The sequence below is a fragment of the Centipeda artemidis DSM 19719 genome, from assembly GCF_000426665.1.
In the GTDB taxonomy this organism is placed as follows: domain Bacteria; phylum Bacillota; class Negativicutes; order Selenomonadales; family Selenomonadaceae; genus Centipeda; species Centipeda artemidis.
Genome location: NZ_AUFU01000006.1, coordinates 20,438 through 43,878, shown reverse-complemented (window position 1 = coordinate 43,878; position 23,441 = coordinate 20,438). Strand labels below are relative to the sequence as shown.

General features: G+C 59.2%; 22 protein-coding genes. All 22 read left to right on the top strand.

All coding sequences use genetic code 11. From position 1 onward, the window contains the following. Window positions 1-212: 212 nt before the first annotated feature. Window positions 213-1,247 carry a 3-deoxy-7-phosphoheptulonate synthase gene (gene aroF / locus K341_RS0104715; RefSeq protein WP_026762025.1) on the top strand — a complete coding sequence of 345 codons (1,035 nt, stop codon included), beginning with the start codon at window positions 213-215 and terminating at the stop codon, window positions 1,245-1,247. Between the two features lie 302 nt (window positions 1,248-1,549). After that, window positions 1,550-1,750 carry a Z-ring associated ZapG family protein gene (locus K341_RS0104710; RefSeq protein ID WP_009350333.1) on the top strand — a complete coding sequence of 67 codons (201 nt, stop codon included), beginning with the start codon at window positions 1,550-1,552 and terminating at the stop codon, window positions 1,748-1,750. Window positions 1,751-1,830: 80 nt separating this feature from the next. Next, entirely contained in the window at window positions 1,831-2,139 is a 309-nt protein-coding gene (locus K341_RS0104705) for an HMA2 domain-containing protein (RefSeq protein WP_009439465.1), read from the top strand. After that, the gene (locus tag K341_RS0104700) at window positions 2,139-2,789 is read left to right on the top strand and encodes an HMA2 domain-containing protein (protein ID WP_026762024.1); all 651 of its coding nucleotides are present in this window, start codon (window positions 2,139-2,141) and stop codon (window positions 2,787-2,789) included. Before K341_RS0104705 ends, K341_RS0104700 begins: the two co-directional genes overlap by 1 nt. Then, complete coding sequence (locus K341_RS0104695; protein WP_026762023.1) at window positions 2,786-4,894, top strand: heavy metal translocating P-type ATPase; 2,109 nt, start codon at window positions 2,786-2,788, stop codon at window positions 4,892-4,894. Before K341_RS0104700 ends, K341_RS0104695 begins: the two co-directional genes overlap by 4 nt. A gap of 111 nt (window positions 4,895-5,005) precedes the next feature. Continuing rightward, window positions 5,006-5,419, top strand: coding sequence for a flagellar protein (locus K341_RS0104690; protein WP_009350328.1), 414 nt, complete (start codon window positions 5,006-5,008; stop codon window positions 5,417-5,419). 123 nt (window positions 5,420-5,542) lie between these two features. Then, entirely contained in the window at window positions 5,543-5,824 is a 282-nt protein-coding gene (locus K341_RS0104685; RefSeq protein ID WP_026762022.1) for a flagellar biosynthesis anti-sigma factor FlgM, read from the top strand. Window positions 5,825-5,840: 16 nt separating this feature from the next. Further along, window positions 5,841-6,329, top strand: a complete 489-nt coding sequence (locus tag K341_RS0104680; protein WP_026762021.1) for a flagellar protein FlgN — start codon at window positions 5,841-5,843, stop codon at window positions 6,327-6,329. A gap of 6 nt (window positions 6,330-6,335) precedes the next feature. Beyond that, window positions 6,336-6,827: a flagellar export chaperone FlgN gene (flgN, locus tag K341_RS0104675; RefSeq protein WP_026762020.1), complete on the top strand. Its 492-nt coding sequence runs from the start codon at window positions 6,336-6,338 to the stop codon at window positions 6,825-6,827. 21 nt (window positions 6,828-6,848) lie between these two features. Then, the gene (gene flgK, locus K341_RS0104670) at window positions 6,849-8,597 is read left to right on the top strand and encodes a flagellar hook-associated protein FlgK (RefSeq protein ID WP_026762019.1); all 1,749 of its coding nucleotides are present in this window, start codon (window positions 6,849-6,851) and stop codon (window positions 8,595-8,597) included. Between the two features lie 10 nt (window positions 8,598-8,607). After that, the gene (locus K341_RS0104665) at window positions 8,608-9,954 is read left to right on the top strand and encodes a flagellin N-terminal helical domain-containing protein (protein WP_026762018.1); all 1,347 of its coding nucleotides are present in this window, start codon (window positions 8,608-8,610) and stop codon (window positions 9,952-9,954) included. Between the two features lie 39 nt (window positions 9,955-9,993). Beyond that, the gene (locus K341_RS0104660; RefSeq protein ID WP_026762017.1) at window positions 9,994-10,578 is read left to right on the top strand and encodes a DUF6470 family protein; all 585 of its coding nucleotides are present in this window, start codon (window positions 9,994-9,996) and stop codon (window positions 10,576-10,578) included. A gap of 12 nt (window positions 10,579-10,590) precedes the next feature. Continuing rightward, on the top strand, window positions 10,591-11,037 hold the full coding sequence (gene fliW, locus K341_RS0104655) for a flagellar assembly protein FliW (RefSeq protein ID WP_026762016.1): 447 nt from the start codon (window positions 10,591-10,593) through the stop codon (window positions 11,035-11,037). After that, window positions 11,037-11,258: a carbon storage regulator CsrA gene (gene csrA / locus K341_RS0104650; protein WP_009350320.1), complete on the top strand. Its 222-nt coding sequence runs from the start codon at window positions 11,037-11,039 to the stop codon at window positions 11,256-11,258. Before fliW ends, csrA begins: the two co-directional genes overlap by 1 nt. Window positions 11,259-11,330: 72 nt before the next feature. Beyond that, window positions 11,331-11,753 carry a flagellar protein FlaG gene (locus K341_RS0104645; RefSeq protein ID WP_009350319.1) on the top strand — a complete coding sequence of 141 codons (423 nt, stop codon included), beginning with the start codon at window positions 11,331-11,333 and terminating at the stop codon, window positions 11,751-11,753. A gap of 32 nt (window positions 11,754-11,785) precedes the next feature. Further along, window positions 11,786-13,444 carry a flagellar filament capping protein FliD gene (gene fliD / locus K341_RS0104640; protein WP_026762015.1) on the top strand — a complete coding sequence of 553 codons (1,659 nt, stop codon included), beginning with the start codon at window positions 11,786-11,788 and terminating at the stop codon, window positions 13,442-13,444. A 15-nt stretch (window positions 13,445-13,459) separates the two neighbouring features. Beyond that, complete coding sequence (fliS, locus tag K341_RS0104635) at window positions 13,460-13,876, top strand: flagellar export chaperone FliS (RefSeq protein ID WP_026762014.1); 417 nt, start codon at window positions 13,460-13,462, stop codon at window positions 13,874-13,876. After that, entirely contained in the window at window positions 13,866-14,210 is a 345-nt protein-coding gene (locus K341_RS0104630) for a hypothetical protein (protein WP_009439372.1), read from the top strand. The genes fliS and K341_RS0104630 overlap by 11 nt, the downstream gene beginning before the upstream one ends. Window positions 14,211-14,470: 260 nt before the next feature. Further along, window positions 14,471-15,802: a flagellin N-terminal helical domain-containing protein gene (locus K341_RS0104625; protein ID WP_026762013.1), complete on the top strand. Its 1,332-nt coding sequence runs from the start codon at window positions 14,471-14,473 to the stop codon at window positions 15,800-15,802. A 547-nt stretch (window positions 15,803-16,349) separates the two neighbouring features. After that, window positions 16,350-20,294 (top strand): glycosyltransferase, encoded by a 3,945-nt coding sequence (locus K341_RS0104620; RefSeq protein WP_026762012.1) that lies wholly within the window; start codon window positions 16,350-16,352, stop codon window positions 20,292-20,294. Continuing rightward, on the top strand, window positions 20,291-21,769 hold the full coding sequence (locus K341_RS0104615; protein ID WP_026762011.1) for a glycosyltransferase family 2 protein: 1,479 nt from the start codon (window positions 20,291-20,293) through the stop codon (window positions 21,767-21,769). Before K341_RS0104620 ends, K341_RS0104615 begins: the two co-directional genes overlap by 4 nt. Beyond that, window positions 21,766-23,433: an O-linked N-acetylglucosamine transferase, SPINDLY family protein gene (locus tag K341_RS0104610; RefSeq protein WP_026762010.1), complete on the top strand. Its 1,668-nt coding sequence runs from the start codon at window positions 21,766-21,768 to the stop codon at window positions 23,431-23,433. Before K341_RS0104615 ends, K341_RS0104610 begins: the two co-directional genes overlap by 4 nt. The last annotated feature ends 8 nt before the right edge of the window (window positions 23,434-23,441 follow it).

Sequence of the window (23,441 nt, the reverse complement as noted above, 5' to 3'; positions counted from 1 at the left end):
TTGTGCGTCACTCACTATACGGTATTTTATTTATCTGCACCGCTTTGGCATCCGCCTTGCCAAAAAGCGGGGCTTAAAAATGGCTGCGGCGGACGCCGACGCGGTACGAAGTGGCGCGTTAGCTCCGGGGGGAGTATCACACATACGGTATGAGGCGGGATTTTCACGCTTAGGGGCATCATATTTTATAAATTTACAAAGGAGAAAATACTATGGTTGTCATTATGAATGTGGATGCTTCGCAGGAGGATATCGAGGGCGTCATTCACGCCATTGAGGAAAAGGGGCTCGAAGCGAAGGTGATGGAGGGCGCGCGGCAGAAGATTGTCGGCGTCATCGGGGACAAGACGCTGCTCGCCGCGACGCCGCTTGATGCGATGCGCGGCGTGGAGACGACGGTCGCGATCTCAAAGAGCTATAAACTTGCGAGTCGTGAGTTCCATCCCGCGCCGAGCGTGATCGATGTCGCCGGAGTGCAGATCGGCGGCGGGAATCCTGTGGTGATGGCGGGTCCCTGCTCGGTCGAGTCGCGTTCACAGCTGCTCGAGACGGCGGAGATCATCAAGTCGGGCGGGGCGCAGTTCATCCGCGGCGGCGCGTACAAGCCGCGCACCTCGCCCTATGCGTTCCAAGGGCTTGAGGAGGAGGGGCTGAAATATCTCGCGGAGGCGCGCGAGCGCACCCGGCTGCGCGTCGTCACAGAGGTGACGGTCGTCGAGGCGGTGGACACGGTCGCCGCCTATGCCGATCTGCTCCAAATCGGCGCGCGCAACATGCAGAACTTTGGACTCCTCAAGGCAGTCGGGCGTACGGGCAAACCCGTCATGCTGAAACGCGGACTCGCGGCGACGATTGACGAGTGGCTGAATGCGGCAGAGTACATCATGAACGAGGGTAATCCGAACGTCATTCTCTGCGAGCGCGGTATCCGCACCTATGAGACGTACACGCGCAATACGTTTGACATCAGTGCGATTGCGGCGATCAAGCACCTCTCGCATCTGCCGATCATTGCCGATCCAAGTCACGGCACGGGTAAGTGGCGCATGATCAAACCGATGTCCCTTGCCTCCATCGCGGCGGGCGCGGATGGTCTCATCATCGAGGTGCACCCGAACCCTGCAAAGGCACTCTCCGATGGACCGCAGTCCCTGACGCCCGTGCATTACAGTGACCTCATGCGCGACGTCCGGAAACTCAGCGCGTTCATGAAGGAGTCGCATATCATCCCCATGGATTTAGGATGATCGTGTGCAGGTTGAGAATGGAAACGCGTATGATTCCTAATTACGCGGTTTCTATTGACAAGCGGGACTTTGTGCCTTATACTCAGGGCAATGGAACGGTTCCGGAGAGGGATGCGGCGCTGCCGCTGCCTCACGGCGCAGGAACCGTTGCCGCTCACGGGAATCCTTCAAGGCTGCCAACAGAGGCAGCCTTTATTTGTCGTAGGGATTGCGGTGGGGGGGATTCACTCAGTGGTGAGTCAAGGCGCCAAGGAGCGAACATGCCCTCATGCAAGGGGCGAAGTGGCAAAGGAGGAACTACTATGTTCTCGAAGACGGATTTTTGGATCGGGCTTGCGGTCGGCGCGGTGGCGGGCATTTTCGGCTATCGCTTCATGCAGGAGCGTTCGCAGCAGCTTGCGGCGCTTGAGTCCGGTCAGGCGGAGCTGTCAGTTGCGGAACTGCAGCGGCAGAAGGAGGAGCTTGAGGATCTGATCGCGGCACAGTCTGCGCTCGATAAGTAAGGCTCGGTGTTTTCCGGAGGGGCTGTCGCGCGGGTGTCGCGCGCAGCCCTTTTTTGAAAAGGAAAGGGGGCTGCCGGACTTTGGATATTTTTGAAGCCGTCCGGGCGGCGATTCCCGCATCCGCACTCGAGCTCTTCCTGCGCTCAACTGAGGTTGCGTCCTATATGCCGGGGCGCGTGCGCCTCTACAGCAGGCAGATGATCGGCAATCCGGCGCTGGAGGAAGAGGTGCGGCGGCGTCTCGGTGCGCTCGCAGAGCTGGAGTCCGTGACGACGAATACGGAGACGGGATCGATCCTAATCACCTATCTGCCGGAGCGGCTGCGCGCGAATGCGGAGCTGCGCCGCGCGGAGGAATATATTGTAAAGCACGCGAGGAGGCGGGCATAATGTCATATGTTTCGGGATTTATGCTGGGAGCGTCGCTCGCGAAGTATCTGCGGCAGTATATGAGCGGGGGGGGTACGGCGCCGACCTCCTTTTTCGCGGCGAGCCGGGGCGAGCGGGGCAAGCGTCCGCGCGGGCGTCTGCCGCGCACGGGTGATCTGCTCCTGCCGTTTTCCTGCGTACATGCGTCAGCGGGGCGGCGGCGGTATCGGACGCCGTATTTGACGGAGGAGACGGCACAGCTCCTCACGGCGGGCATCCGCACGCTTTCGTTTGTGCGTGAGATCGAGGTGAACGCGGACTCCGGGAGCATTCTGCTCATCTATCATCCGGAGGATGAGGCGCACATCCTCGTGCTCGCGGAGGAACTGGAAAAGATCTTTTCGAAAGGGCACGCTGCGCCGCATGTCGGGACGCTCGCGCAGAGCATCCGCAGCTCGGTGCACGCGTTCAGCGGGTGGATTCAGTCGCATTCGGGCGGCGCGCTCGATCTGAACTCGCTCGCGGCGGGCGTGTTCTTCCTCATCGGCATCCGCCAACTCGTGCTCGCCAATGCGGCGGGCGCCGCAGGGGCGGGGACACGCACGTCGCCCTCGGGATTCCAGATGCTGTGGTGGGGGCTGACGCTCATGAGAGGATGGCGGACGGTATGAGTACGTTGAAAAATACACGCATCCGTATGAAATGCGCGCTCCCGCGCGAAGAGGCGGCGCGCCTTGCGGCGCGTCTGCGCCGCTTTCCGGCGGTGGCGGCCGCCGAGGTGCGCGAGGATCATGTGAATCTCTGGCATGAAGGGCGTCTCCCGGCGGATCGTGTTCTTGCGGCGGCCTCACGCGCGGTACGCACGGCGGAGGAGGCGTCGGTGACTCCCGCACAGCGGCTCGCAGAGTTCCGCCGGGACGCGCTGATTTCTCTCGCGAGCTTTGCGGCGATGGAGATATTGAAACGCACCGCGCCCGAGATGTTCGCGTCGATGAAGGTTCTGCGCGCCCTGCTTGTCGTCGCCATCTCGCGCAAATTCATCAAGACGGGCGTCGAAGGTCTCGTCCGCGACCGCGAACCGAATGCGGATACGCTCACGACGACGGCGGTCATCGCTTCCGTGCTCGCGGGCAAGCCCGAGTCGAGCCTCATGCTCCTCGTCCTCAGCAACGGTGCGGAGATGCTGACGAACTACGCGGCGGAGAAGGCGCGCGCGCAGATCTCGGGACTCCTCTCACTCGATCAGCGCTATGTCTGGCTTGTCGAGGGCGCGGGCGAAAACGAGGTCGAGCGCAAAGTTCCCGTGGAGGAGATTCGCCCCGGCAACATCATCGCGGCGCACGCGGGGGAGAAGATCGTCATCGACGGTCACGTCCTGCGCGGCGATGCGGCGGTGACGCAGGCGTCCATCACGGGCGAATCCAGCCCCGCGATGAAGCAGGCGGGCTCACCCGTCTACGCGGGCAGTGTCGTCGAGGCGGGCGAGATCGTGATCGCTGTGGAGAAGGTCGGCAGCGACACCTCCCTTGCACACATCGTTCACCTCGTCGAGGAGGCACAGACGCGCCGCGCGCCCGTGCAGAACTTCGCCGATCAGATGGCGAACTACCTCGTTCCCGTGTCCTTCCTCGGCGCGGCGATCGTCTACGGGGCGACGCGCGACTGGCAGCGCGTGCTGAACCTGCTCTTCATCGATTTCTCCTGCGGGCTGAAGCTCTCTACGGCAACCGCCATGTCCGCCTCCATCGCGGCGGCTGCAAAACGCGGCATCCTCGTCAAGGGCGGCAACTACATCGAGGCGCTTGCGCGCACCGATACCGTCGTCTTTGACAAGACGGGGACGCTCACGATCGGCGTGCCGGAGATCTCGTTCATCCGCACGGCGGACGGGGTCTCGGAGAAGGAGATGATCCTCCTCGCGGCGTCTGCCGAGGAGCACTCTGTGCATCCGCTCGCCGTCGCGATTCAAAAATATGTCGATGCAAAGGGGTGGAAAGCACCGCAGCACCGCTCCTCCGAGACCATCGTCGCGCGCGGCATGTGCGCCGAGGTGCCGGATTTCGACGGCTATACGGGCGGCACAGTGCGTGTCGGCAGCAAGCGGTTCCTCGCCGAGAACGGCATCGAGGATACGGAGCATCTCGGCGCGGGCGTCACGCGGAAGAATCTGCTCTATATCGCGCGCGATCGGAGGCTCATAGGAATCATTGGCATCGAGGATCCGATCCGCCCCAAGATGAAGAAGACGCTCAACCAGCTCCGCCGCTGCGGCGTGGACGAGATCGTTATGCTGACGGGCGATGCGAAGGCGGTCGCGGCGGACGCGGCGCGCGAGATGGACGTCGACTCGTACCATGCGGAGATTCTGCCCGAGGATAAGTCGTACTATGTCAACACGCTCAAGCAGCGCGGCACGGTCATGATGGTCGGCGACGGCATCAACGACGCGCCAGCGCTCGCCTTTGCGGACGTCGGCGTCTCGCTCGGCGGGCGCCAGACGGACATCGCGGCGGAGTCCTCGGCGGTGACGATCCACTCCGAGGATCCGACGCGGCTTGTCGAGGCGCTGCGGCTCGGACAGCGCACGATGCACCTCGTGGGGCAGAACTTCAAAGCGACCATCCTCGTCAACTCGGCGGCGATGATCCTCGGCGCGCTCGGGCGCATCAGCCCGCTTGCGGCGGCGGCGATCCACAACTCGGCCACGCTCATCGTTGTGCTCAACAGCTGCCGCATTTTAACGCGCGAGGGCGGACTCTTCGCACGACAGCGTTGAAGTATTGATTTTTCTCCCATGTTGTTGTAAAATACGATAGTATTATGACATGAAGATAGATTCGGATCATGAGAGTATGCCGATCCGCTATTTTGGGAGGAGCGTTTGTCGATGGCAGGGAAGATGAAGAACTGCTCAAGCTGCGGGAAGGTATTTGTCTCAATTAATAATGCCCGCATTTGTATGGATTGCCGCGCAAAGGAAGAAGAGTGGGAAAAGGCGATTGTTGAGTTCGTCCGTGATCATCCGAAGTCGCAGATCGGCGAGATCGTCGAGGCGACGGGCGTACAGGAACCGGTCATCCGCCGCATGATCCGGGAGGGGCGCTTTGTCTCCTCAGGCGCAGATCTCTACTATCCGTGTGAGAAATGCGGCTCGCCCATCCAAAAGGGACAGTATTGTGACAAGTGCCAAAGGGAGATCCGAGACGAATTGACCGCGCACATCGCGCAAAAGAGCGCGTCCGGGATGCGCACGACGGGGGACAAGTCCGGCGGGCGTAAGGGATATGTGACACTCGGCTAAAATTAAAAAATACGGGACGCACGCTGGGGAATGCCCTTAAGTGTGCGTCTTTTTTTTTCGATAAAGAAAATGAAGGAGCTCCGTGCATTCAAGTCGGAGCAGAACATTAGGTGGTGAATGAAGATGTTGATCAGCAATCATACGGTGTCGGCAGTGAGCAGGCTCTACGCCGGCAGCCAGACAACAAGCACGCGCCGCGTGGATGCGGTGCGCGCCGTGCAGCAGCCGGACGCGCTCGAACTCTCGGGCGAGGCGCAGAGCTTTGGCGACATCCTGCAAAAACTGCGTGCAGGCGACGGCGTGCGTGCGGATCGTGTGTCGTCTCTTTCGGCGCGCACGGATGCGGGGACGTATGCACCCGCTCCCGACGAAATCGCGGCGAAGATGCTCGCGATGCGTTATTGATATAGAGACCGGCAGCATGTGGAATGCCCTGACGGAGACGCTGCATGGCCTTTCGGCGCAGTATGAGAAAATCGGCGCGCTTCAGAAGAAGAAGCGCGGTATTCTTGTTGCGCTCGATATGGCTGCGCTCGAAAAACTAACGGCGGAAGAGAGCGCCTGCGCGCGCACAGTCGAGCGCTTGGAGAAGGAGCGCCTGACACAGCTTGCGCAGATTGCGAAGGAGACACCGGGAGTGACTGTCGATACGACGATGGAGGAGCTCGCGCTTCTCGCGCCGAACGATGCCATACACCGTGCCGTGCTGGGTGCGAGCCGCAAGCTGAGCATCCTCGTCAAGGAGACGAAGGAAGCGAGCGAAGCGAACGCACTTCTCATCGAGGGCGCGCTCATGGCGGTCAACCGCACGCTCGGTCGTATCGGCGGCGCGGTCGTCGATCCCGTCTACGGGCAGGGCGGCACAGAGCAGGTGCGGCATTTGAAGAAAAATTTGGATTTTAAGGCGTGAACGGTCATGACAAATGAGACCCGTGAGGTACTGCTCCTGCTCAAAGAGCAGCTCGGCACATGCGAGGCGGCTGCACGCTGCTTCGCCGCGCTGAAAGAGGCTCTCCGACACGGGGGCGCTGCGGGGGGCGTGAGCACTGCGACCGCTGCGGCGGAACGCAGCCTTACTGAGTTGCGGGCGGCGGAGAAAGCGCTTGCGGCGTTCCTGGAGCGTACGGGGCGCGGCACGCTCGCTGCAGTCATCGACGCAGAGCCGAACCTCAGCGAGCGGCTGACTGCGCATCGTGCCGCCCGCAGCGCGGCGGCTCGGCAAAGCGCACTGCGCGAAGAGGTGCAGACCTGCAAAGCGTTACTCGATCGGAACATGGACTTTATCAATTATCAGCTCAACGTCGTTTCCGGCACCTCCGCCGACGATACCTACGGGTGTTCGCAGCCCGTCGCGGGTCCCGGCGCGGGGCTGCGGCGCGAGATCGCCATGTTTGACGCGGACGTATAGTAATAGAAGGAATGAGGGAATATGCGGTCAACATTTGCCGGCCTCAATACGATGGTCAAGGGCATTCAGAACAACCAGCTCTCGCTGGATACTACGGGGCACAACATTACGAACGCCTCGACGCCCGGCTATTCGCGTCAGAGCGTCAACTCGGCGGCGACGAACTACCAGGAGCGTTCCTCGCTCTACGGGGACGTCCTCGTCGGCGGCGGCGTCGACGCGATGTCACTCACGCGTGCACGCAATATCTACGCGGATAAGCAGTTCTGGTCGGAGACGTCGGCACAGAACTTTTACAAGACGAATAAGACAAACTACGACAAGGTCGAGACGATCTTCAACGATTCCAAGAACACGGGCATCCTTAACGCGATGAAGCAGTTCTATGACGCGTGGGTGAATCTCTCGAACTACGCGAGCGATGCGGCGTCGCGCACGGCAGTTCTGACAAAGGGCAACAACCTCGTCGATCGCCTCCGGACAAATGCGAACCAGCTGCAGGATCAGATCGCGTCGCAGTACGACGAGATGCGCATTCAGGTGCAGAAGGTCAACAGCATCACGGAGCAGATCTCACGACTGAACAAGAACATCATGTACGCGGAGACGAACGGGGCAAAAGCAAACGACCTGCGCGATCAGCGCGACCTCCTCGTCGACCAGCTCTCGGAGATCACGAACGTCAACGTCTATGAGGAAGCGAACGGTATGTATACCGTCGTCTCGAACGGCATGACGCTCGTCAATCGCGAAGGCCGGCTGACGCTCGAGATGAGTGAGCCGATGAACAACGAGGAGTACGGCATCACCGACTACACCATCCGCATCAAGGAGGCGGGCGGCATCGGCTATGTCCCGCAGAGCGGCGTCCTCAAGGCACTACAGGATACCATCGTGCAGGATAAGGGATATATTGACAACCTCGCGGATATTGCCGCAACATTGCTCACAACGTTTAACGACGTACACAAGCAGGGCGCGGGCATTGATGCAGATGCGACAACATGGCTTAATTTCTTTGGGGACAACGGCAATAAAAGCACCGCGACCGGCGGCAGCTACACAGGTACACACTACACATGGCACGTCGATGCGGCGACGGGCGAGCGCTGGATGGAGCAGACTGCCGCGAGTGTCAATAAAACGGTTTCCGGCACGACGACAACGATTACGATGACAGATTCTGTAGTCGCTTCAGATAAGAAAAAACTTAAATCCATGCAGATCATCAATGCCCTGAAGGTCGCAAGCGAACTGACTGCGCCGGGCGGTCAGAACCTTGTCGCGGCACGACAGATCTACGATCCGACCGTCGATCCGCTGACCAGCAAGCCTAAGGGGATGGTCAAGCCGACCATCTCGGCGGGATCCTCGACCTACACCTACGACAACAGCTGGATTAACGGAACAGGCGACGGTACGATGGCAGTCGAACTGAGCAAGCTCTTCAATACCGATCAGGGAAGCTCGATGAATCCCGCGGGAACGGAGCGTCCGGTGAGCACGATTTCCATCAATCAGTATTACAACGGCATCATGAGCAAGCTCGGCGCGAACGCCGAGACCGTGGACAAAAAGCTCAAGCAGCAGGACGATCTCATCACACAGATCACCCAGTGGCGGCAGTCCACCGCGGGCGTCAACTGGAACGAGGAGCTGACGAATATGCTGAAGTTCCAAACGGGATACGGCGCATGCTCGCGCGTCCTTACCTCGATGGACGAGATGCTTGACAAGCTCATCAATAGTACCGGCACGGTTGGAAGGTAAGGTGTGACCCATGGCAATCCGCGTCAGCAGCGATTACTCGGTACAGCGCTATCAAAAAGATCTCAACGAACTGGAATACAATAAAGCCAAACTCATGGAGCAGGGCGACGGCAGCAAACTGCACCGCCCCTCCGACAACTCCGTGGACTATTCGCGTTACCTGCGCTACGACATCTCTGAGGGTGAGAACGAGCGGTATCAGAGCAGCGTGAAGGCAGGGCTTTCGTGGATGAACGCCACGCAGAACGCACTCTCCGGTATGGAGGATATTCAAAAGACCTTCAAGGCAAAGACCATTCAAGCGGCAAACGACGACAAGGATGAAAAGGGCGGCGACTGGCCTGCCATCGCACGCGAGATGATGGCAGGCATCCAGCAGATCGTCTCCCTCGGCAACACGCAGCTCGGTGACCGCTATATTTTCTCCGGGCAGGCGGATCTTACGCAGCCCTTCTCCATGACGGATTCGTCGCATAAGGTTGACCGCGGTCTTACCAAGACGCTCGATGATCGGCAGACAGCGTTCTTCAACGGTGTCAGCAATGAGAAAAGCGGTGATTTCCTGCATCAGATGCTTGCGCTTCAGGGGGACGACGGCAAAGACTACTATATGAATACCCTCACGGGCGACATCTATACGAAGGAATTTGTGCAGGAAGGGTATAAGGACGTCATCGCCAAAGGGCGCTCGACGGTGGATCCCGCGACGGATCGTGTTGGAAACATCGGCGGTGCGCTCAATATCAGCCAACATTTCAAGAATACGGGCGAAATCAAAACGGATGCAGGCGCCGGGACGAACTGGACGACATCCGCAATGGTCGGCGGTTCAACCGTCAATATGAAGTTTGCCACGATCAAACAGCAGATCGCTACCTATAACGGCGATATGCGCTACATCTCCATGGTCAAGCAGAACGGTTCAACCGAGCCAACGGCGGATACGGTGAATAAGACGGGGCGCGACCTCTTCGGACGCGATCTTTTCGACGATGGGAACTCGGGCAACAGTGCTTCCGGCACTGCGATGCTCAACAACATGCTCACCGTGTACGAGCAGACGAACCACTCCAACCCGCACTGGATCAGCTCCGACGGCGTAACGCTCGCGGATGCTGCGAACCAGGTGACGCTGCAGGCACACACGGAGACGGGCGCGCGCTCGCGCCTCTACACCGATATGACGGATATTTTGACGAATCACAAGGAAAACATCACAAAGGATATCACCGATGTCTCCTCGACCGATGTCGCGGCACTCGCGACCAAGATGATGCAGCAGCAGACTCTCATGAGCATGTCGCTCTCTATGGGGGCACGCATCCTACCGCTCTCGCTCGTCGATTATCTGCGCTGATTTTCACTAGCATTTTCATAACGGGAAAGGATGCCCACGATGTCTATGCTTTATCTCAACGTGCGCCACACACTCCCGATGATCGGGATGCGGTCGCAGAAGAACACCCTCGACGCGGGCATCAATCAGCCGAGCTACGATCAGACGTCGCAGCAGGCACGCTCGAACAAAGGAAAGACACAGCCCAAAATCGATATCGACAGCTATCCGAGCCGTCACAGCTACGGCTATACAAACCATACCGACTTTGCCCGCGAAAACGAGCAGGAAGGACTCTCGGGCGTGCAGCAGGGAACGTCCAAGCACACGCAGATGGCATGGGCGCTCGCCGAGGATGGGCCGAAACCCGGACGCATGGTTCCCATCGAGCAGGTGCAGAGCGAGGTGCAGAGCATCGCCGATCAGAACCGCGTGCTCGTCGCGGCGGCGATTCCAAAGCCCGAGATCAGCTTCGACGTCGGCGAGGTCGTCGGCGAGACCGAGGTCGGTACCGTTTTGCCGCAGTGGCAGATCGAGCCGCGCGCCAGCATTGAGTACAACCGCGGCAGCATCGAGACCTATCTCGAGCGCAAGGGTGACATTCACGGCTGGGTCAGCGAGGGACACTACGATATACTGGCATAACAGGAGTTTTTGATGAAAAAATTCATGACAACCCGTTTCGGCGAGATCGAAGCGGAAGAAGACGCAATCATCACTTTCGAATCGGGTATTCCGGCCTTTGAGGAGGAACGGGAATTCCTCATCATCCCCTACGAGGAGGGGAGTCCCTATGTGTTCCTCCAATCGCTCAAGACACCGGATCTTGCGTTCCTCATGACGATGCCGCTCGTATTCTTTCCGGAGTATGAAGTTGTCATCGACGACGACGTGGAGCGTGCGCTCGGACTGACGTCGCCCGATGAAGTCCTGATCTACACGATTCTCACTCTTTCGGGCACGGAGATCCGCGATCTCACGGCGAATCTCATGGCGCCGATTGTCGTCAACGCCAAGACGCGCCGCGCCAAGCAGATTGTGCTGGATCGCAGCCCATACACGACGAAGCACCGCTTGTTCCAGGATACAAAGGAGGACAAGTAATGCTCGTACTCACGCGCAAACCCCGACAGCAGATTATGATCGGCGACAACATCGTCGTGAACATCGTGGAGGTACAGGGCGACAACGTGCGCATCGCTATCGACGCGCCGCGCAGCGTCAAGATCTACCGCGGTGAAATCTACCGGGCAATCCAGGAGGAGAACCAAAGAGCTGCAGAAAGTCCGCAGAACTTTGACCTCAGCAGCTTGCCCAAAGGGTAAAATATATAGTCATCATGGAAGAATTCAGCGGAAACGCAGGGAGCGTTTCCCGGTATACACGGAGGGATACCTATGGCAGTAGGAAGCGTTCAGGATGTTATGCTCGCGGCGGTTGCCGTGAGCAGTATGCAGGACGGGCAGAGCGGCCCGCAGGCCGCAGGGAGCGATCCGGCACAGGAAAGTGCGGTGCCCGCATCGAGCAATGCGAACAGCGTGCAGTATGATGCGGCGCAGAAAGCAAACGAGAAATCGGCGCATCATGAAAAACTGACCGAAGATCAGACGGCATACATCACCAAAAAGCTCAACGAAATCATGCGCAGCATCAACGTCAATCTTGAGTTCCAGTACCACAAGGAAGTCAACGTGATGTCGGTGCGTATGCTGGATAAGAAAACAGGCGAAGTGCTGCGCGAAGTGCCGCCCGAGGCGATGGTCGAGCACATGATCAAGGTACACGACTGGATCGGCGCATTCTTGGATAAGACCGCCTAAGCCGGCAGAATGAAAGGCAAGGAGGAGTTACTATGGCAGGAGCAACAGGAGCCACGGGGTCAAAGGGAATCTACGGACTCTCAGGATCCGGCATCGACGTCGAATCGCTCGTCAAGGTCGGAATGCTCTCTCAGCAAAAGAGATATGACCGTATCTATAAAAAGGAAGTCGAGACGGAATGGCGCAAGGAAGCCTATGCGAATGTGTATGAAAAACTCAGCACGTTCCAAAACAGTACGCTTTCAAACTATAAGCTGAGCGCAACGACGAAGCCGATGACGGCGACGAGCTCGAATACGGACGCCGTAACGGCGGTCGCAAACGCAAGCGCGGGGCTCATGACACATAATGTCGAGGTTTCGGAGACGGCGAAGAACGCCTATCTGATGACGGCGACGGGCGCCCATGTGGAGCGTGCCAATACGGCGGCATCTGCCGCAAAGAGCATGATGCTCAAGGACATTGCCTATGCAGGCGGAACGAAACCGGCGAGCATGGCAAACACGGATGTCGCGCTTCGGTTCAAGGTCTCCGACGGAACAAATACGACGACGGTTGAGTTTACAGCCGAAGAGGTTTTCGATAAGAACCTCACGCTGAACGACCTTGCAACCCGCATCAACAATGCGCGCTATAAGGATACCGCCGGGAAGAACGCAGCACGCAGCCTCAGCGCATCCTATGACACCGTATCGGATGCCTTTTCCATCGTCAATACCAAGACAGGGGCGGAGAACAAAATCGAACTCTCCGTTGAAAGCGGTACGGGAGATATGCAGAATGCGTCTGCGCAGCTGCTCACAAACCTTAAGCTGGGCGATGTGAATAATAACCCCGGCACCGCGCAGACATACTCTGCCGGAACCACAAATGCCGTGACCGGCGTCAACGGCAAGGTCAAGATTGACGGACGCGAATACGATAATTTGCAGGAGAACAAGCTTACCGTCGGCGGCGTCACCTATACCTTTAAGCAGAAAACGACAGCACCGGCGCAGGTCGGGATCGCTCAGGATCAGGATAAGCTGCTCGAGAATGTGAAGAAGTTCGTGGAGGAGTACAACAAGCTCCTTGACGATCTCAACAAGCAGTACAGCGAAGGTAAGTACAGAGACTACGGCGTGCTCACGAAGACCCAAGAGGACGGCATGACGAAGGAGCAGGTCGAAAAGTGGAACGAGAAGGCAAAATCTGGGCTTCTGTACCGCGACGAATACCTCCGCTCCATCATCAGCGACATGCGCGATGCCGTGACCAACCGTGTCGGCTCCGTTCCCGGGCGCTATAATTCGCTCGCATCCATCGGCATCACGTCGAAGGATCAGAAGGGGCATCTGCAGATCGACGAGACGAAGCTCAAAAACGCTATCGCCGCAGAACCGGATGCCGTGAACCGTTTGATGTCGTATGACGATCCGGACAACGACTACAACAACAGCGGCGTTGCGAACCGCCTTTACAACAAGGTGACGAGCCGGCTCAAATCGCTTGAGAGCCATGCAGGCAGGACGGCGGACAAGACGGACGTTACGAGTGAGCTCGGCAAGCTCATCCAGAACTATCAGAAACAGATGAGCGACTTCAAACAGCTCATGACCTCCTTTGAGAACAATCTTTACAAGAAGTACAACGCGATGGAGGTTGCAATCTCGCGTCTCTCTGCACAGTTCAACTTCTTTGCCGCAAAGTAACAGGGGGATTCCCACATGGTAAATACCGCTGCGGACGCCTATAAGAGACAGCAGGTCATGACGGCGACACCCGAGGCACTCACGCTCATGCTCTACAACGGGTGCCTCAAGTTCATCAAGGAGGGCGTCGAGGCGCTCGCGGAGAAGCATTATGAAACCGCGAACGAGTCTCTTCAAAAAGCACAGAATATCATCAGCGAGTTCCGCGTAACCCTCAACATGGATTATGAGATCTCCCATCAGCTCCTGCCGCTTTATAACTACGCCTACGACCGTCTCGTCGAGGGGAATATGAAGAGCGATCCCACGATCATTGCCGAGGCATCGGATATCATGACGGAACTCCGCGACGCATGGGCACAGGCCATGAAGAAAGCGCGTGAGGAGAAAGGCTCGCAGGGCACAGAGGGGAGCGGCGTCTATGCCGGATGAACAATATGTGGCAGCCGCGGAACTCTGGGAGAAATATCGCGTCCTTACGCACGAGTTGATCAAATTCATCGACGGAGAGGAAATCGACACCTTCATCAACCTTGTTGATCAGCGGGAGCAAATCGTTGATTTGATCCGTGCGCTGCCCGCCGATCCCTATAAGGAGAGCGCGGCATGGGAAGCCTTCGATGCGGAGGTTCGTCCGCTCGAGATGCAGATCGGGTACAAGGCGCGCGCATGGCTGAACAAATCGCGCCGGCAGAATGCCGCCGTTCACAGCTATGATCTCTCCGAGGCGAGCCCGCTCGGGAGCGTACTCAACAAGCGTTACTGAGCGTGCGGACGACACCCGGTCTGCATCTTGACAAAACACAGGAAAAAAGTAAAATATTTTCAGCATAATGCTTAAGTATATCGTCCTTGTGACGATATACATTATGTAAAGCTAATAAGCAAGCGGTGCGGCTGTTCTTGACGGTCAGCTAGCAGCCGGACGGAATAGACGCGCACTTGCCTATTACAGCGGGCACGGATGTCCGCACATACATTTAACTTCCGGCACAGCCGGAACTATACCAGGGAGGAATTTACACCATGGCTATGATAGTCAAAAACAACATGTCGGCAGTCAACACGCTGAACATCCTGAACAAGAACCAGTCGGCGCTTTCGAAGAGCCTCCAGAAGGTCTCCTCGGGCATGAAGATCAACGATGCCGGCGACGATGCTTCCGGCTATGCCATCTCCGAGCGTATGCGCGTCCAGATCCGTTCGCTGAATCAGGACAACCAGAACACCCAGAACGGCAACAGCATGATGAAGACCGCCGAGGGCGCTGTCTCCAGCACGGTCGAGATCCTCAAGACCCTGAAGGAGAAGGCAATCAACGCGGCGAACGACACGAACACCGACGAAGACCGCCGTACGATCCAGAAAGAGATCAACCAGATGGTTGACCAGATCGACGACAACGCGCTTGCTACCTACAACGGCAAGTACCTCGTTGACGGTTCGCGCAACAGCATCGGCACGGCGACGTGCACGACGCTCACGAACAGCTCGCTCAGCACCGCATCGAAGTGGGGATCCAAGCTGACGGAGCTCCAGAGCCGCACGGACGAAGGTCTCAACATCCAGTCGACGGATAAGGTCACCGTTTCCTACGTCCGCGAGGGAAAGACCTACACCACGACATTCCAGGTCAGCACGTACACGATGTCAGACCTCCTCACCGCGAAGGCATTCAATGGCTCGGAGGGCGTTGAGGGGACCGCATTCGTCGATTCGGGGAAAGTTACGGCCGGCGCTTGGATTGGTCTTGATAAGGCCGGCAACAGCGTTTACACGGCGGACAACAAGAGCGCTCTGTCGATCGGCGCGAAGGGTGCGGGCACGACCTACCAGGTCTCCTCGTTCACGCTCTCGATCTCGGACAACACGGGCGCGATTCGCAAGACTGCGAACACAGCGCTTGACGGCTTCAACGAGCGTATCCGCGCAGAGAACAAGTCGGAGGACAACGCTCTCGTTCTCCAGACGGGCACGAAGGCAAACCAGGCGATCAAGGTCAGCATGACCGATATGCGTTCGCTCGCACTTGGCATGAAGGGCACGGACGGTACGGTTATCAGCGTTCAGACGCAGGACAAGGCAAACGCTGCAATCAACGCCATCGAGTCGGCGCTCCAGAAGGCGCTCGACGAGCAGGCGAACATCGGCGCCGTTCAGACGCGTCTCGCCTACACGAGCTCCAACCTCACCACGGCAGCCGAGAATGTCCAGAACTCCGAATCCACCATCCGCGACGCGGACATGGCGAAGGAGATGACGGAGTACACGAAGAACAACGTTCTGCTCCAGGCTGCGCAGTCCATGCTCGCACAGGCGAACCAGAACAGCTCCGCTGTCCTCTCGCTCCTCAAGTAATTTTCGCCTCGGCGTTTACTTACGGACAACTAAAGAAGAGTCTCTTCCCTTCGGGGAAGGGGCTTTTTTTGTGGCGTGACAGCCGATCTTGGCGCACGGCGGTGTCACTGCGGAAAATACTGCGGTTGACGTAGGTCTTAACTACGCCTGCCCTTGTATTTTCCTTGTTCCTAGCCGTGCATCCAAGCTTACGCGTCACTTAGGTTAGGGTATGACGTGCGATCTTGGCGCATAGCTGTGTCACTTAGGTTACGGTATGAAACGGGATATACAATACAATATCATCGTGAGGAAACGCAGCATATTATGCCGCCTTGTAACGACACATAGCGGCGTTGGTTGATAGCTTTTCGTAAAGGCGGCGCCTTCCCTTGTGTCCTCCTCATTCCTTGCGCTGACTCCAAACTTCTGGTTCACTCCGGTTACGGCATGACATGATGCGGGATATACAATACAATATCATCGTGACACATAACCGCATCACTAATGCTTTTCATTTCTTCTGCGATGCCGTATAATGATTACAATGATTGAAAGGATGTGCGCCATGAAGATCTCCGCCTGCTATATTGTGAAGGACGAAGCGGATGAGCTGCGCCGGTCTCTGGCGAGTGTCTCAGCGGCGGCGGATGAGATCGTCGTCGTCTCTACGGCGGGAGATGTGTACATTGCCGCTGCGGCGGCGGAATATCATGCGGCGCTCTATGAATTTCCATGGCGGGATGATTTCGCGGCGGCGCGGAATTTTGCACTGGCTCATGTGACGGGAGATTATATCATTTTCCTTGATGCAGACGAATACTTCCTGCATCCGGCGCAGGTACGCCCTGCGATAGAATCCTATACCGCCCGAATGCCGGCATGGGATCTTCTGATGGTGCGTATGGAGCATTATGTCTTGCCGGGTGACCGGAATCATATGATGACGGATATTCTGCCGCGTGTTCTGCGCGGCGGCGATGCGCTGTGTTATGAGGGAACAATTCATGAGCAGGCGGTGCGGCGTGACGGCGGCGAGCGCATCCTGTGCTATGCGGATGAACGCCTTGTCTGCGGGCATACGGGATATATGCCTGTGCGGAGTGCGGAGAAGGTACGCCGTAATATCGCGATGCTAGAAGCGGATGCCGCAGAGCACGGGCGGAAACCATGGCACGCGGCATACCTCGCCGACTGCTATTTTTGGCTGAAGGACTACCGGCGCGTGATCGAACTCTCGGCAGAAGTCTTATCGAGCGATTTGGAGATTATTGGTGGTCGGAGCAAAATCTATCATCAGGTGATCGAGTCCATGCGCGCTCTGCATGATTCGGATGCGGAAATGCTGAAATACGTCAACGCCGCCATTGTCGGCTATCCCGATCTGCCGGATTTCTACGCGGAGCGAGGGATGGTTCTCTGCGGTCTGGAGCAATACGAGCCGGCACTCGCGAGTTTTACGGCGGCAATAGACCGGTACGAGGGCGACGCCGGCATTCGGCGGGACGATTCTTTTTTTAACCGTGATGTGGCGGCGCGGGTCGCGGAGCGCATGGTTCTGATTTATACACATTTGGGAGATGCTCAGAGTGCCGAGATTTGGGCGGAAAAAGAGCGGAGATACCGCATGGAGGAAGTGAGGCTCGCAGCGGATACGCAGCCGCATATGCGCCTGACGGCATGTTATATCGTACGCGACGACGCTGTGCATTTGAAAAAATCCATTGAGAGTCTGCGCGCGTATGTAGACGAGCTGATCGTTGTGGACACAGGATCGGCGGACGGGTCGGCGGATACTGCCGCCGTGCTTGGCGCGCGGGTCTATCATTTTGCGTGGAACGACGACTTCGCGGCGGCACGAAATGCCGCCCTTTCGCATGTTCGGGGCGACTGGGTCGTGTTCCTCGATGCGGACGAGTATTTCACGCCGGAGACGGCGGGGCATCTGCGGGACGTCGCTGCCGCGGCGGAGGAATCCGGCGCGCAGGTTCTGCTTGTTCCGTGGAGGAACATCGACGAGGACACGGGAGAGCTGCTGCTTGACTCGTTTGCGCCGCGCATTTTCAAATATGCGGAGGAGCGCCGCTATGTGGGGCGCATCCACGAGGAACTGCGGGATCGAGGAGTCGTTATAAAGCCTGTCGAAACGGTATCGCCGCAACGCCTGCGGCTGATTCATACGGGGTATTCGGCGACGCTGACGCGCGCTAAGGGAGAGCGCAACCTGCGGATGCTGCTGGCGGAGATGGAGACGGGGGAATATCCGGAGCGTTGCCTGCGCTATCTTGCGGAGACCTATGATCGGCTCGGTGATGCACGCATGGCGGAGCATTATGCGCTGCGCGATATTGAGCGCGGGCGACAGGCTGCGGTCTATGCGAGCTCTTCGTACCGCATCCTGCTCCATCTCTATGGGACGCATCCGCAGATGCGGGATCGGCGGCGAAAGATCGCGGGACGTGCCGCTGCAGATTTCCCGGAGCTGCCGGAGATGCACGCGGAATATGCTGAGGCGTGTGCCGCATGCTATGACTATGCGGCGGCGATCCGCGCGGCAGAGACTGCGCTCGATATCCCGCCGACGCAGGGAGGGCTTGAGCCGTCGGATTTCACGGAGGAAGGGGCGGCGCAGCTGCGGCTGCGGATGGGCATTTGGGAAAAAATACATATGCATGAACGAGACGTTCGTATTTCCGCCTGCGTATTTGTGCGCAACGATGCGCGCGATATGGAGACGTGGCTGGGGAATGCAGCGGCGTATGCGGATGAGCGCATCGTGCTCGACACGGGATCGACGGATGGGACGCGGGAGCTTGCCGTGCGCGCGGGTGCGGATGTTTATGAATTTGCATGGACGGATGACTTTGCTGCTGCGCGCAATACGGTGCTCTCCCGTGCGTCCGGCACATGGGCGGCGATTCTCGATGTGGACGAGGCGTTCTTTGATCCCCGCGAGGTGCGGCCCTATCTCGCGATGATGGACGTATTGATGCCGGAAGCGGATGCCGTTCTCCTGCCGATCGTGCATGTGGATGAGGATGCCGGCGCGCGTGAAATCGGGCGTGCGCCGCATGTGCGGCTCCTGCGTCTTGGCCGCGGGCTGTTCTATGAGGGACGCGTGCATGAACGGCTCCAAAAGGCGGAGGGAGAGCCCCTGCTCTATCAAGAGACGACAGCACTCTCCATTCGGCATGTCGGTTATTCTGCAAGGCGCATGTACGAGAAGCATGTGCGCAATCTCGCCCTGCTCGCGGCGGAAATAGAGCAAAACGGCATCCGCCCGGGAGATTATCGCTATCTCGCCGATACCTATTATGGACTCGGACAGTGCGCCGCCGCGCTTCTCTATGTGCAGGAGGCGATTGCGGAAAATGCAGTGTCTTTCGGCGCGCAGTCGCATCTGTATCATGTCCTGCTCGATTGTATGGAGCGTGAGGAACTGGCGCTCACGGAGCAGATCGTGGCGGCGGAGCGGGCGTGCCGCGCATTTCCGCTCCTGCCGGATTTCCATGGGCGGCTCGGTCTGCTCTATGAAGCGGCAGGGGATGGACGCGCGATCGCCGAACTCACGCGGGCGTCGAAGCTCTATGAAATGCCGGAGGATGAGAGCGGGGAAAGCTCCGAGTTCACGGCGTGGGCGGGGGAGATCTCGGCGGCGCGGGCGCGTCTCTTGCTAGCGGCAGGAGACCGTGCGGGGGCGGAAGCGGCACTTGCGGATGCCTTTGACGCGGGAACGGCGCGCGAAGCGGCGGTTGACGTCTATGCGGCGCTGCATGAGGATGAATCGTCGCAGCGCGTTCTTGACGGACTGCGTGCGCAGATCGGTACGGATGCGGAGAGCCTTTTCTATCTCTACCGCACGGCGGAGGGGAGCGGGCGGATGCCGCTTGCGCGCGCGGCGCTCTATGCACTGCACGCGGAGACGGGACGTGCGCCGGAGATCCCGCCGATCTATGCTGCGTTGCGCAGTCAATCGCCCGAGGAGTGTGCGGCATATCTGACGGGACTGCTCTCGGGCGATGTGCGGGAGACGGCGGAGATTCTTCTGCGCGTGGAACGCGTGCATATGCCGGACGGGCGGCATCTCTATCGCCGCCTGCGGGCGCTCCTGCCGGATGTGCTGCGAGCCTTTTGGCGGTATTATGACGAACCCGATGCCGCGGCGTGCCCCGATACCGCCGAGGGCTATGAGCTCGTGCGGGAGGCCTTTGTCCGCACGGCGGATGAGATGCAGGCGGAGCGCGTGATCCACTGTGCGGGGGCATTTGGCATCGTGCATGTACGCCGACTTGCGGATGATTTTGCGGCTGCGGGGCGCCCCGCGGCGGCGCTTGCAGCCTTGCTCTTCTACGGCGAAGCGGGCGGCACGGCGGACGCGGCATATCTCTATGAGACGGGGCGCGCCTGTCTTGCGCTCGGCAAACGGGACGAGGGAGGCGCGTATCTCAGCCGTGCGCTTGCGGCGGAGCCGGACACTCGGAAGGTGCGGGAACTGATGGAGCTGATACAATGAAAATTTCTGCCTGCGTCATCACCAAGAACGAGGAGCAGAATCTGCCGTACTGGATCACCTCCATGCGCATCTTTGCCGACGAGATGATCGTCGTCGATACGGGATCGACCGATGCGACGGTCGAGATCGCGCGCGCGGGCGGGGCGGTGGTTTACTACTTTGACTGGATCAACGACTTTGCCGCCGCGAAAAATTTTGCGCTCGACCGCGCATCGGGGGACTGGGTGGTCTTTACTGATGCGGACGAATATTTCACGGACGAGAGCGCGCCGCGCGTGCGCCCGCTCGTTGAGGCGCATGACGCGGAGGAACGAATCGACGGGTTCATCGTGCGTCTCGTCAATATCGATATGGAGACGGGCGCCCTGCTCGGCACGACGGCGCAGGTACAGCGCATTTTCCGCCGCCTGCCGCATCTGCGCTTTGTGGGAAGCATCCACGAGCATGTGGAGAACCTGAGCGGCGACCCAGCGCGCACAATGCTGTATGCCGAGGAGCTCGTTCTCTATCATACGGGATACTCTCCGCAGATCATGCGGCAAAAATCGGAGCGCGATTTGGAACTCCTGTCAGCGCGGCGTGCGGCGGGGCATCATGATAAAATGGACGCCTATCATCTGATGGACTGCTACTATACGCTCGAGGATTATGAAAAGGCGGCGGCATATGCACGGGAGGCAATGGATCTGCCGGAGCAGCCCGTTGGCGGGGAGAAGCGTCCGCATACCGTCCTCCTGCAGTCGCTCATTCTGATGAATGCCGCCGATGCGGAGATCGATGCCGCCTATCACGCCGCCCTCGGCAGGTTTCCTGAGACGGCGGATTTTCCCTTTATTTACGGCACATATGCGTGGGAACGCGGTTATCTTGCGGCGGCGCGCCGTGCCTATGCGGAGGGCGTGCGTCTCTATGAGGAGCATTACCGTCCCGGCGATCTCTCCGGCGTGTTCGCTCCGCTCGCCTATGAGCGGCTCGGTGCGGCGGCGGAGCTGTGCGGGGAAAAGGAAGCCGCGGCGGCGTTCTATATCCGGTCTCTGCGCGCGCAAAAGCGGCATCTGCTGTCCCTCAAGGCGCTCCTGCGTCTGCTCGCCGAGACCGGCGCGGAGACGGCGGATGTCGTGGCGGCGCTGAACGAACTCTATGACGAACAGGCGGATGCGGGGCTATTGGCGCAGGCGCTCGTGGATACGCCTTTCCCGCTCGCCGCCCTTTATTATGAGAAGCGCGCTGGGGGAAAATTCTCCGCGCGCAGACGACTGCTCCTGACGGGGGAAGTGTGTGCGGCGGCGGCATCCCTTATCGAGGATCGAGAGCGGACGGCGGCGGTCGCGGCGGCGCATATGGGGGAGTTTCCCGCACAGGCGCAGGGGAACATTGCGATTCTTCTGCCGCGATCGTGCAGGGAGCTTTCCGCCGCGCCCGAGGACATGCGGATGCGGCGGCGCATCGCGCGGCTTTCCGGAGAGCGGATATGACGGCGCGGATACCGGCAGACATCGAGCGTCTGCGCACGCGCATTTATGACGCGCTCGATCGCGGCGATGCGCTGCGCGCCAAGGCGGATATTGAGCTGCTCCGCCGGGATGAGCCGGGAGAGGCGGCGGGGCTTTTGACCGCGCTTGCTATTGAGTCCGGATCGCCGGAGGACGCGCTTGCGGCATGGAAGGAGTGCGCGCGCTGTCGACCGGACGATCCCTATACGATCTTTCTGCGGGCGCGGATTCATTTGATGCAGGGGGAGCGATGCGCAGCGCTGTCGCTCCTGTCGCCGCTGATGGGGTGTGCCATGCCCGGCGCGATCACGGAAAAGGTGTTCAATCTCGCGGGCGGGTGCGCGCGATTCATGGGGCGTGCGGAGGACGCCGTGACGTTCTATACGCATGCACGGGATGCGGCGCAGGAGCGGGAACTGCGCCTGCTCAATGCGAGCAATGTGCTCTTTAACCGGCATTATCTTGCACAGACACCTCTTGAGGAGCGTGCAGCGGCGGAGGAATACGGGGCTCTGCTCGAGGGTGTTGTGCCGTTCACCCATGCGCCGGGAGCGCAGCGCAGGCGGCTGCGCATCGGCTATCTCTCGCCCGATGTCCGGGAGCACGTGGTGCTCTCCTTTTCGTATGCACTCTTTACCGCGCTTGATACCGCACGATTTGAGGTCTATGTCTATGCGATGAACAGGGAGGATGCGTTCACGGACGGGATTCGCCGCCGCGTGGCTTGCTTTCGGAATCTCATGGGGTGTACGGCGGAGGAAGCGGCGCGTCTCGTCTATGAGGATCGGATTGATATCCTCGTCGATCTCGCGGGGCATACGGCGGGCGGGACACTGCCCGTCCTCGCCTATCGTCCCGCACCGGTGCAGATGTCGGGGATCGGCTACTTTGCCTCAACGGGGCTAAAGACCGTGGATTATTTTCTCGCGGATCCCATACTTGCGGCGGGACATGCGCAGGAGGGCTTTGTCGAGCGTCTGCTCGTGCTGCCGCGGACGCATTTTTGTTGGCAGCCGCTGCGTCCCGCGCCTCCGGCGACACACCTGCCGGCGGAGGGGCGTCCTATTGTATTTGGCAGTCTAAATAATTTTACGAAGATCAACGATCGGGTGCTGCAGGTATGGGCGGAGATTCTGCGGCGCGTGCCGACGGCGCGGTTGTTGCTCAAGACGGAGATCTTCTCCGTGTCGGACGGCGCCGCCGAAGCGCGGCGGCGGATTGCGGCGGCAGGCATCCCTCCGGAGCGTGTGGAGACGGAGGGGGCGTCGGCAGATTATCTCGCGGCATACGGGCGCATCGACATTGCGCTTGATACGTTCCCTTATCCGGGCGGCGGAACAACCTGTGACGCGCTCTATATGGGTGTGCCTGTCGTGACGCTCGAGGGGGAGACACTTGGGAGCAGGTTCGGGGCGTCTTTGCTCCAAAATATCGGCGCGGAGGCGCTCATTGCACATACGGAGGAAGAATACATCGAGCGCGCCGTTTTCCTCGCGCAGGATACGCAGACGCTCGATGCGCTCCACGCAGGGCTGCGCAATATGACGGCGGCGTCTCCCGTGATGGATGCAGCCGCCTATGGAGCAGCCGTTGGTGCGGCGTATGAAGCTGTATGGGCGGAATATACCGCACGGATATGCGGATGAGGTAAAGG